This window comes from Streptomyces sp. E11-3, assembly GCF_046540415.1.
Lineage (GTDB): Bacteria > Actinomycetota > Actinomycetes > Streptomycetales > Streptomycetaceae > Streptomyces.
This window is the reverse complement of record NZ_JAZGRL010000002.1, coordinates 523,787-533,099: the sequence shown is the minus strand read 5'-3', so window position 1 is coordinate 533,099 and position 9,313 is coordinate 523,787. Positions and strand designations below refer to the sequence as shown.

Here is a 9,313-nt window from a genome sequence, read left to right as displayed (position 1 = left end):
CCCTGGGGTGGCCGGGGGCGCGGTGGTCCTCGGGGCAGGGCGCGGCGCGGCGATGTGCGCGCGTCGATCCTGGCGCTGCTCAAGGACCGGCCGATGCACGGGTACGAGATGATCCAGGAGATCGCCGAGCGCAGTGGAGGGGCCTGGAAGCCGAGTCCGGGTTCGGTCTACCCGACCCTGCAGCTGCTGGAGGACGAGGGGTTGATCGCCAGTGAGAGCGGGGGCGGCAAGAAGCTGTTCGCGCTGACCGACGAAGGCCGCGCGGCGGCCGAGGAGGGCGCCGACGCTCCCTGGGAGGAAGCGGGGCGCGGGGTCGACTGGGAGACGATCAACGAGATCCGGCAGGCCGGGTTCGGCTTGATGGAGGCGTACGGGCAGGTCTGGAAGACCGGCTCGCCCGAGCAGCGGAAGAAGGCGCTCGACGTCATCAACGAGGCCCGGAAGAAGATGTATCTGATCCTCGCCGACGAAGGGTGAGCGCCCTCGGCGGCGGACAAGGGCACGGCGGCGTCCCGCGTGAGGTAGGCGGGGCGCCGCCGTCTGTCGTCGGCTGGAGTGGTTGTCGCCTGGCGGGTCAGCCGATCAGGGCGCTCAGTTTGCGTAGGGACTCGTTCAGGGCGGCCGTTGCCGAGTCCTTGAGTTTGCCCGCCATGAGCGATACCGCCGCGCCGGTGAACTCGCCCTCGATGCGGACCGTCGTGGCGTCGCCGTCCGGGGTGAGGCGGTAGCGGGTGCCGACGCTGACGCCCATCGGGCCCTTGCCCCTGATCGTCAACAGCCGGGCCGCTTCGAGCTCTTCGACGGTCCAGGTGACCTCGGCGGGGAAGCCCATCAGCTTCATGTTCTCCTCGAAGGTGCCGCCGACCTCGAGCGAGGTGGGGGCGCCCTGGGGGAATCCGGTGTGCGTGGCGTTCCACTCGCCGTATACGGAGAAGTCCGTCAGCTTCGACCAGACCTTCTCCGCGGGTGCCTCGAAGCGTGCCTCCGCGCTGACTTCGGCCATACGACCACCCCTTCTCGTCGGGCGCTGCGGCGGGCGCAGCGACGGTGTCGCGGAACGTAGCGGCGGGGTCCGGAAGTTACAAGACTGACGATCCGTCAGAATGCGTCGCCGATACGCCGGATGACCGCCGTGTCGAAGACGTCGGGCGCCCAGGGGAACGACCCCTCGTCGTGGCAGTGCCAGGCCTCCCAGAACAGATCCGCGGGCAGGGCGTCATGCGGTGCGTACACCCGGTACACGTACTGCTTGCCGTCCATCGCGGGCAGCGCGACCAGCCAGCAGTCGTATTCCTCAGGGAGCTTCGGCTTCGGGGCGTGCTGCGTCGCGTGCCTGGTGGCGCGGTGCGGACCGGGTGGCATGCGTCGCTTCCTGTCGACGGGCGGGTGGATCGGGTGCCTTGGTGGACGTGTTCAGGGCCGGGCGTGGTTGCGTAAGGGGAGCGAAGCAAGGCGGCGCGCGCCCCTCGGGGGAGAAGGGGGTGATGTCATCCGTAAGGAGGAGAACCCGCACACGCGTCCCCAACCTCTGTGGGACGCCAGAATGCTCCCCGCCGGGGATGCCTCGGACGCCCGCGACTGATGGGGTGGGAGATGTGCCAAGCCCCACCCGGCCGACCCCGCAGCCCGGCCCCCTCCATGCGGATCGTGGCGTCCAGCTCAGCGCGGAGCTGACGTCCGTGGTCGCCGGTGCGCGCAGGCGGGCCGCACGCACCGGTGACGGACAGATCGACACCGCGCATCTGCTGCATTCCCTGCTGGAGACGGACCCTGCCGTGTGCGAGGCCTTCAGCGGCGCCGAGGCGGCCCGGCTGCTCGGCTACCTCGTGCAGCGCAGCATCGGCTACGGACTGCGGTGGGCGGGTGCGGTCGAGGACTCTGGTGCGGTGCCTGTGGTGCGGGAGTACGCCGGGTGGTCGCCCGCGGCGGCTTCGGCCATGGCGGCGGCCTTGGCGCGGGCTGAGCGGCTTGGGGCGCCGCGGGCCACAGGGCTTCATCTGCTGGCGGCACTGGCCAGGGACCCGGAGTGCCGGGCGGTCGAGGTGCTGCGACGGGGTGGGGTGGAGCCGGAGGGCTTCGAGGGGCGGGTCGCCGAGCTTGTCGAGCGCGCGTGAGTGCGTGGCCGGGTGCCGGGTGCCGGGTGCCGGGTGCCGGGTGTTGGGTGTTGGGTGTTGGCGGGTTCCTGGTGTCGAGCGGCGGGCCCCGGTCCGTCTCGGGCATCGAGATGTCAGGGGTATGGGTGGTGACGCTCATGACCGCGCCTGTCATGATGTGCCGATGTCCAGGTCTCAAGGGATTCAAGTGGCCCCGGCAAGCCGGGGAAAGGGCGTCGGTCTCGGGTACGCCCTGGCCGCGGCATGCGCGTTCGGCGGTTCCGGGGTCGCGGCCAAGCCGCTGATCGAGGCGGGGCTCGACCCGCTGCACGTGGTGTGGCTCAGGGCGGCCGGCGCCGCGCTCGTCATGCTGCCGATCGCCTGGCGACACCGGGCGCTGGTGCGCCAGCGGCCGATGCTGCTCGTGGGCTTCGGGCTGCTGGCGGTGGCCGGTGTGCAGGCCTTCTACTTCGCCGCGATCTCCCGCATCCCGGTCGGTGTCGGGCTGCTCATCGAGTTTTTCGGGCCGGTGCTCGTGCTCGCCTGGATTCGCTTCGTACAGCGGCGGCAGGTGACGCGGGCCGCGGCGGTCGGTGCCACGCTCGCGGTCACCGGACTGGCCTGTGTGGTCGAGGTGTGGGCCGGGCTGAGCTTTGACGCGATCGGGGTGCTGCTCGCGCTGGGGGCGGCCTTCTGCCAGGCCGGTTACTTCCTGCTCGGCGACCACGGCAGTGACGCGGGGGAGGCGGCTCCTGATCCGCTCGGTGTCATCGCGTACGGACTGATCGTCGGAAGCGTGGTGCTGACGTTCATCGCGCGCCCCTGGAACATGGAGTGGACGCTGCTGACGGGCACCGCCGACATGGGCGGCACTTCCGTGTCGGCCGTGGTGCTGCTCGGCTGGATCGTGCTGGTGACGACCGTACTCGCCTACAGCTTCGGGGTGTTCTCGGTGCGGCGGCTCTCGCCGCAGGTCGCCGGGGTCGTGGCCTGTCTGGAGGCGGTCATCGCGACCGTGCTCGCCTGGATCATGCTCGGTGAGTACCTGTCGGCGCCGCAGATCATCGGGGGCGCGGTGGTGCTGGTGGGCGCGGTCATCGCCCAGTCCACGGCGCCCGCCAAGCCGCCGTCCGGGCCGGTCGCGGGCGGAGGTCCGATCGCGGACGGGAACGTGGTCGAGGGCGCGGGCGTGGTCGCGGACGGGGACGGGGGCGACGCGGGGCGGTTGTCCGCGAGCGGCCACACCGCTTAGGGTGACGATCATGCCGAACACGCTCGTCCTTCCGCCGCCTGCCGCTTAGCGCGGGCGGCCACCACACGCATCGCTGTGGCCCGGGTGTTCCCCGGTGTTCCCCAGTGTTCCTCGGCGTTTCCCGGTGTTCCTGGGTGGATGACTGCTGCCCGCAGACGACAGTCCTGATCGTTCTGTCTCACGCGGAGAAGCCACGTGTCGTCGTCATCTGCTGTAACTGCTGAATCCTGCGGAACTGTTGGTTCCGGTGGCCTGCCCGTCGGGCGGGGCCTGTTCTCTCTGATCGTCGCCGGGGTCGCCTGGGGCACCGCCGGTGCGGCCGCTTCGCTGGTCTTCCGGGCCAGCGACATCGGGCCGGTCTCGCTCTCCTTCTGGCGGTGCGCGGGCGGCATGCTGCTGCTCGTCGCCGCGGGTTTGCTGCGGCGTGGCCGTCGCGCGGCGGGCGAGCCGGTGCGGCTCGGCCGTGTCGTCCTGCTCGGAGTGGCGCTGGCCGTCTTCCAGACCGCCTACTTCGCCGCGGTGGAGGTCACCGGTCTCGCGGTCGCTACCGTGATCACTCTGGGCGCCGGGCCGGTGCTGATCGCGCTGGGCGCCCGTCTCCTGCTGGGCGAACGCCTCGGGCGCGGAGGGACCGTCGCGGTCGTCGGGGCGCTGGTCGGCCTCGCGGTGCTGGCCCTGGGGGACGGCGGCGCGACCGTACGTCCGTCGGGTGTCCTGTGGGCGCTGGTCTCGGCGGCCGGGTACTCCGTGATGGCGCTGCTGGCGCGGTGGTGGGGGCGCGGCGGCGCCGGTGGCGACTCGGTCACCACGACGGCGTGGACCTGTGGGGTCGCCGCCCTGTGCCTGCTGCCGCTGGGGCTTGCCGAGGGGCTGCTGCCGCACACGGAGGACGCGGGCCGGGCGCTGCTACTGGTCGTGTACATCGCTGCCGTGCCCACGGCGCTCGCGTACGTCCTGTACTTCGCCGGTGCGGCCGTGGTGCGAGCCGCCACGGTGTCGGTGGTGATGCTGCTGGAGCCGGTGAGCGCGGCCGTGATCGCGGTCGTCCTGCTGGGCGAGGAGCTCACGGTGGCCACCGTGGCCGGGACCCTGCTCATGCTGGCCTCGGTGGCGGGGCTGGCCGCGGCCGAGGCACGCGGGGCGGTGGCGGCACGGAAGGCGGTCGCCGTCGTATGAGCTGCCGGTGAATGAGGGGCTGGTGAGCTGCCGGTGAATGAGGGTCCGGGAGAGCGCCGCTGAATGACACTCTGGGAGAGCGGCGCGTATCGATGGCGCTCTCCCAGACCTGTTCGATCAGACCTGTTCGATGGTGCTCTCCCGGACCTGTGGCGCACGCGGCTGTCGGCGTCAGAGCGCCTTGAGGTAGTCGGGGAGCTCGATGCCGGGGGCCAGGTCGTCGGCGGGTATCGGGGTGCCGTAGCCGTTCACCACCGGGATCACGCCGGTCCAGTGGGGGAGTCCGCTGTCCTCCGGGTCGTCGTTCGGGCCGCCGGTACGGACCTTCGCCGACACCTCCTCCAGGTCGAGCCGGAGTACCGCGGTGGCGGCCAGTTCCTTGGTGTCGGCGGGGCGCGAGTCCCGCGAGCGGCCTGGGACCACCTGGTCGACGATGGCGTCCAGTGCGGCGCGCTTCTCGTCGAGGTCGGTGACCTGGTGGGCGGTGCCGTGCACCACCACCGAGCGGTAGTTGAGCGAGTGGTGGAACGCGGACCTGGCCAGTACGAGGCCGTCGACATGGGTGATCGTCAGGCACACCGCGAGACCGGGATCGGGCCGCCCCGCCATGCGCAGCGGCCGGGAACCGGTGGAGCCGTGTACGTACAGCCGCTCGCTCAGTCGACCGTGCAGCGTGGGCAGTACGGCGGGGGCACCGTCCCGGACGAAGCCGAGGTGGCACACGTACGCCTCGTCGATGATCGAGTGCACCAACTCGCGGTCGTACGACGCGCGCTCCCGGGCGCGGGTGGGGACGGTGCGGTCGGTCGGGGCGTAGGTGGCGGTGTCCTGCTGCACGGTCATTTGCGACCTCCATTGCACTAGTGCATAATTGTGTTTGTGCTAGGAGAATATCGGATTCAAGGGCGGCGTGCAGCCGACATCGCGGCCAGCGTCGAGCGCGCGGTGGGCAGTGGCGAGCTGGAGCCGGGTCAACTCCTTCCCCCTATGAGGGAGTTGGCGGCGCGGCTCGGCGTCAATCCGAATACCGTCGCTGCCGCGTACCGCACCCTGCGTGAGCGCGGGGTGATCGAGACCGCGGGACGGCGGGGTAGTCGCGTGCGCCCGAGGCCCGCCAGTACGGCGCGCGAGGCGATCCGTGTCGATGTGCCGCCTGGGGTGCGGGACGTTTCCATGGGCAACCCGGACCCGGCCCTGCTGCCCTCGCTCACTGAGGCGTTGGCGGCGGCGGGAGAGCGCGCCGCTGAGCGGCCCGTGCTGTACGGCGCGGCGGCCGTGGAGCCCGAGTTGGAGCGGTGGGTGCGCGCGGCCTTCGACGCGGACGGCATCCCGGACGGCCCGGTCGGGGTGGCCTCCGGGGCGCTCGACGCCATCGAGCGGGTGCTCGCCGTCCACCTCAGGCCGGGTGACGCGGTCGCCGTCGAGGACCCGGGCTGGGGGAGTCTGCTCGACCTGATCCCGGCCCTGGGACTGCGTCCGGTCGGCATGGAGGTCGACGACGAGGGGCCCCTTCCGGACGCTGTGGAGCGGGCGCTGGGTGAGGGGGCCAGGGCCGTGATCGTCACTGGCCGGGCGCAGAACCCGACCGGGGCCGTGGTGAGCGCTCCACGCGCGCGTGCGCTCAAATCCGTGCTCGCCGCTTACTCCCAGGTGCTGTTCATCGAGGACGACCACGGGCACGGCATCGTCGATCTGCCGCCGCACCCGGTCGCCGGGGTCACCGACAACTGGGTGCTGGTCCGCTCGGTGGCCAAGGCATACGGACCGGATCTACGGCTGGCCGTCTTCACCGGCGACCCGGTCACGGTGGACCGGGTGCAGGGCAGGCAGCGGCTCGGCCCCGGCTGGGTGAGCCGACTGCTGCAGTGCGCCGTGGTCCGGCTGTGGACCACGGGCGCCGTGGACGCGCACGCCGTCGCCGCGAGTTACGGGGAGCGCCGTGACGCCCTCATCGCCGCGCTCGCCCGGCACGGCGTCGTCGCACACGGGCGCAGCGGGCTGAACGTCTGGGTGCCGGTACCGGACGAGACGGGGGCCGTCGCGCGGCTGCTGCACGCGGGGTGGGCGGTCGCTCCGGGGGCGCGCTTCCGGATGGGCGCGGCACAGGGCGTGCGGATCACTGTGTCGTCGCTGTCGCCCGATGAGATCGACGCGGTGGCCGACGCGGTGGCCGCCGCCGTGGGGCCGATGCCTGCGCGGCGTCACGAGTGAGGCGTGTGCGCCCCGTGGGGCTCTCTGCGTGCGCGGGGCCCGTACCGGCGAATCAGGGCCGTGCGCGCGGCCTGGACTGGGTGAGTGCGGCGCCCGCGAGGATGATCGCCGCGCCCACCGGTGTGGACCAGGCCAGTGACTCGCCGAGCAGTGCCACGCCCGCGGCGGTGGCGATGACCGGGATGAAGTACGTGACCATCTGGGCGGTCGTCGGGCCGACCTCGGCGACCAGGCCGTACTGCAGCAGCAGTGCCAGTCCGGTGCCGAGCGCGCCGAGCGCCACCACCGCGAGCAGCGGGACGACCGGCAGGCGGGTCGGCATCGAGGTGAACAGCGGGGTCACCACGGCCAGTTGAGCTGTGGCGAGGAGGAGCTGGCCGCCGGTCATCGAGAGGTTCGAGTGCCCGGTGTCGGCCAGGGTGCGGCGGACGTAGATCCAGCCGATCGGGTAGCTCAGCGAGGCCAGCAGTGCCAGCGCGGTGCCGCCGAAGTCCAGACCGCTGAAACCCTGCCAGGCGCCCAGCACGGTGAGCACCCCGAGGAAGCCGAGGCCGAGACCCGCGACCCGGCGGCGGGTCGGCCGGTCCTCGGACAGGGCCGCCAGGGACAGGGCCATGCCCCACAGCGGTGACGTGGCGTTGCAGATTCCGGCCAGCGTGGACGGGATGGTCAGCTCGGCGTAGGCGAAGAGCGAGAACGGCAGGGCGTTGAGCAGGAACGCCGAGACGGTCAGGTGCCCCCAGGTGCGCAGTCCGCGCGGCAGCCGCTCCCTGCGAACGGCGAGTGCGACGCCCAGGACGGCCGCGCCGAACAGCAGCCGCCCGAAGGTGACTTGGAAGGGCGCGTACGCCTCGGTGCCGACCTTGATGAGAAGGAAGCTGAAGCCCCAGATGGAGGAGAGGAGCGCGAAGCGGATACGCCAGTCGACGGCGGGACGCCGCGGTGCGGGTGCGGGTGCGGGTGCGGGTGCGGTTGTGGTTGCGAGTGCGGGGGAGGGGGCGGAGCGGTCGTGAGGTCTGGTCGAAGTGCGGGGCGCGACGGGTGCCATGCGCTTCACCCTGACCGAATGAATCTCTTAGCACAATCGAGATTTTGTGTGCCCTATGACGTAGCATCGCTTACATGTTGAACCTGGAGCGGCTGCGCACCCTGGACGCCCTCGCCCGGCACGGCTCGGTCAGCGGGGCCGCCGCGGGGCTGCATGTCACCACCTCCGCGGTGTCCCAGCAGATGACCAAGCTTGAGCGTGAGGTCGGCCAGCAGCTGCTCGCCAAGAACGGGCGTGGCATCCGCCTCACGGACGCGGGGCGACTGCTCGCCGACCACGCCGCGCGCATCCTGTCCCAGGTCGAACTGGCACAGTCCGACCTGGAGGCGCAGCGCGGCCTGGCCGTCGGCGAGCTGCGGATCTCCGCCTTCCCGACCGCCGCGCGCGGGCTGTTCCCCACCGCGCTGGCCGCCCTGCGTGAGCGGCATCCCGGACTCCGGGTCACCTCACGGGAGTTGGAACCCGGGGACGGCGCCGCGGGGGTGGTCCGCGGCGACCTCGACCTCGCCGTCGTACTCGACTGGTACAACAAGCCGCTCGCGGTGCCCGAGGGGCTGGCCAGGGCGTCCCTGCTCGACGACCCCGCCGATGTGGTGCTGCCCGCCGGGCACCGGCTCGCCGACCGGGACGAGGTCGACCTCGAAGAGCTCGCCGGTGACGAGTGGGTCTCCTGGCCGGAGGGCGAGTACTGCCACGACTGGCTGATGTTCACGTTGCGGGCCAAGGGTGTTGAGCCGCGCGTCAGCCACTGCGCGGAGGAGCACCACACACAACTGGCGCTCGTCGACGCCGGGCTCGGGGTCTGTGTGGCGCCGCGCCTGGGGCGTGGGGTGGTGCCGGACGGCGTACGCGTGGTGCCGGTGCGGCAGGGGGTGCGGCGTCATGTCTACGCGGTGTGGCGGGCGGACGCCGACCGCCGCCCGTCGATCCGGGCGGCGGTCGAGGCGCTGCGCGCGGCGGGAGCCACGGTCGGCTGACCCTCGCAGGGCTCTTGCAGGGCCGTCGCAGGGCCGTCGCAGGGCTCTCGTAGGGCCGTCGCAGGGGCCTCGCGGCGGTCCTACCGCGGCCCCGCGAGTTTGCGGAAGTCCCAGGAGGCGATCGCGTCCGGGGTAAGCCGCGCCCAGGCGTGCCTGCCGTCGTGCGGCATCTCGTCCATGCCGAAGTTCTTCCGTGCGAACAGCCGCTCTGGCGCCTCGAGTTCGGCGCACGGCTCGCCCTTGCGAGGCGCTTCGCCGACGAACTCCACCGTGCCGGAGAGCTCGACGCCGCGCAGTTCGCCGTACTGCTCGCCCGCGTCGACGACCACGGCGATCCGTTGGTCCTGGCGCAGGTCGGCCCAGCGCCTGCTGCGGGTGATCGAATACAGCCACAGCGAACTGCCGTCCCAGGCGAACCAGAGCGTGCTGGCGTGCGGCGCGCCGTCCGGAGACACAGTGGCCACCCGGCAGGTGCGCTGTTCGGTCAGGAAGGCATCCCGTTCGCCCGGTGTCATCATGATCCTGCGGCCCCTGCGCTGGGTGGCGGCCATGGTTC

At 72.0% G+C, this 9,313-nt stretch carries 11 protein-coding genes; 6 read left to right on the top strand and 5 right to left on the bottom strand.

Annotated features, from left to right (window positions below; translation table 11 throughout):
* Positions 1-477, top strand: a 477-nt coding sequence (locus tag U9R90_RS21205) for a PadR family transcriptional regulator (RefSeq protein WP_411058232.1), incomplete at its 5' end; no start/stop codon positions are given.
* A gap of 97 nt (positions 478-574) precedes the next feature.
* Here U9R90_RS21205 and U9R90_RS21200 read toward each other — a convergent pair.
* Positions 575-1,003: an SRPBCC family protein gene (locus U9R90_RS21200; protein ID WP_411058231.1), complete on the bottom strand. Its 429-nt coding sequence runs from the start codon at positions 1,001-1,003 to the stop codon at positions 575-577.
* Positions 1,004-1,098: 95 nt separating this feature from the next.
* Positions 1,099-1,362, bottom strand: a complete 264-nt coding sequence (locus U9R90_RS21195; RefSeq protein WP_411059843.1) for a hypothetical protein — start codon at positions 1,360-1,362, stop codon at positions 1,099-1,101.
* Between the two features lie 197 nt (positions 1,363-1,559).
* Between U9R90_RS21195 and U9R90_RS21190 the strand changes: the two genes are divergently transcribed.
* The 3 genes from U9R90_RS21190 (at position 1,560) to U9R90_RS21180 (ending at position 4,521) form a co-directional block, all read left to right on the top strand.
* Positions 1,560-2,114, top strand: a complete 555-nt coding sequence (locus tag U9R90_RS21190; protein WP_411058230.1) for a Clp protease N-terminal domain-containing protein — start codon at positions 1,560-1,562, stop codon at positions 2,112-2,114.
* Positions 2,115-2,277: 163 nt separating this feature from the next.
* Positions 2,278-3,345: an EamA family transporter gene (locus U9R90_RS21185; protein ID WP_411058229.1), complete on the top strand. Its 1,068-nt coding sequence runs from the start codon at positions 2,278-2,280 to the stop codon at positions 3,343-3,345.
* A 195-nt stretch (positions 3,346-3,540) separates the two neighbouring features.
* Positions 3,541-4,521: a DMT family transporter gene (locus tag U9R90_RS21180; protein ID WP_411058228.1), complete on the top strand. Its 981-nt coding sequence runs from the start codon at positions 3,541-3,543 to the stop codon at positions 4,519-4,521.
* Positions 4,522-4,692: 171 nt separating this feature from the next.
* Here U9R90_RS21180 and U9R90_RS21175 read toward each other — a convergent pair whose 3' ends face one another.
* On the bottom strand, positions 4,693-5,364 hold the full coding sequence (locus U9R90_RS21175; RefSeq protein WP_411058227.1) for a pyridoxamine 5'-phosphate oxidase family protein: 672 nt from the start codon (positions 5,362-5,364) through the stop codon (positions 4,693-4,695).
* A gap of 36 nt (positions 5,365-5,400) precedes the next feature.
* Here U9R90_RS21175 and U9R90_RS21170 point away from each other — a divergent pair, with 36 nt between their 5' ends.
* The gene (locus tag U9R90_RS21170) at positions 5,401-6,732 is read left to right on the top strand and encodes an aminotransferase class I/II-fold pyridoxal phosphate-dependent enzyme (protein WP_411058226.1); all 1,332 of its coding nucleotides are present in this window, start codon (positions 5,401-5,403) and stop codon (positions 6,730-6,732) included.
* A 52-nt stretch (positions 6,733-6,784) separates the two neighbouring features.
* On the opposite strand, the gene U9R90_RS21165 is transcribed toward U9R90_RS21170, so the two are convergent.
* Complete coding sequence (locus tag U9R90_RS21165; protein ID WP_411058225.1) at positions 6,785-7,780, bottom strand: DMT family transporter; 996 nt, start codon at positions 7,778-7,780, stop codon at positions 6,785-6,787.
* Positions 7,781-7,854: 74 nt separating this feature from the next.
* Here U9R90_RS21165 and U9R90_RS21160 point away from each other — a divergent pair, with 74 nt between their 5' ends.
* On the top strand, positions 7,855-8,757 hold the full coding sequence (locus tag U9R90_RS21160) for a LysR family transcriptional regulator (protein ID WP_411058224.1): 903 nt from the start codon (positions 7,855-7,857) through the stop codon (positions 8,755-8,757).
* Between the two features lie 80 nt (positions 8,758-8,837).
* Here the strand turns inward: U9R90_RS21160 and U9R90_RS21155 are convergent, their stop codons facing one another.
* Positions 8,838-9,308: a pyridoxamine 5'-phosphate oxidase family protein gene (locus tag U9R90_RS21155; RefSeq protein ID WP_411058223.1), complete on the bottom strand. Its 471-nt coding sequence runs from the start codon at positions 9,306-9,308 to the stop codon at positions 8,838-8,840.
* Positions 9,309-9,313: the final 5 nt, after the last annotated feature.

Bases quoted from the DNA above. Each gene is read 5' to 3' on its own strand.
- U9R90_RS21155 (WP_411058223.1), bottom strand. From the start codon at position 9,308: ATGGCCGCCACCCAGCGCAGGGGCCGCAGGATCATGATGACACCGGGC.
- U9R90_RS21175 (WP_411058227.1), bottom strand. From the start codon at position 5,364: ATGACCGTGCAGCAGGACACCGCCACCTACGCCCCGACCGACCGCACC.
- U9R90_RS21165 (WP_411058225.1), bottom strand. From the start codon at position 7,780: ATGGCACCCGTCGCGCCCCGCACTTCGACCAGACCTCACGACCGCTCC.
- U9R90_RS21200 (WP_411058231.1), bottom strand. From the start codon at position 1,003: ATGGCCGAAGTCAGCGCGGAGGCACGCTTCGAGGCACCCGCGGAGAAG.
- U9R90_RS21195 (WP_411059843.1), bottom strand. From the start codon at position 1,362: ATGCCACCCGGTCCGCACCGCGCCACCAGGCACGCGACGCAGCACGCC.
- U9R90_RS21185 (WP_411058229.1), top strand. From the start codon at position 2,278: ATGTCCAGGTCTCAAGGGATTCAAGTGGCCCCGGCAAGCCGGGGAAAG.
- U9R90_RS21190 (WP_411058230.1), top strand. From the start codon at position 1,560: ATGCCTCGGACGCCCGCGACTGATGGGGTGGGAGATGTGCCAAGCCCC.
- U9R90_RS21160 (WP_411058224.1), top strand. From the start codon at position 7,855: ATGTTGAACCTGGAGCGGCTGCGCACCCTGGACGCCCTCGCCCGGCAC.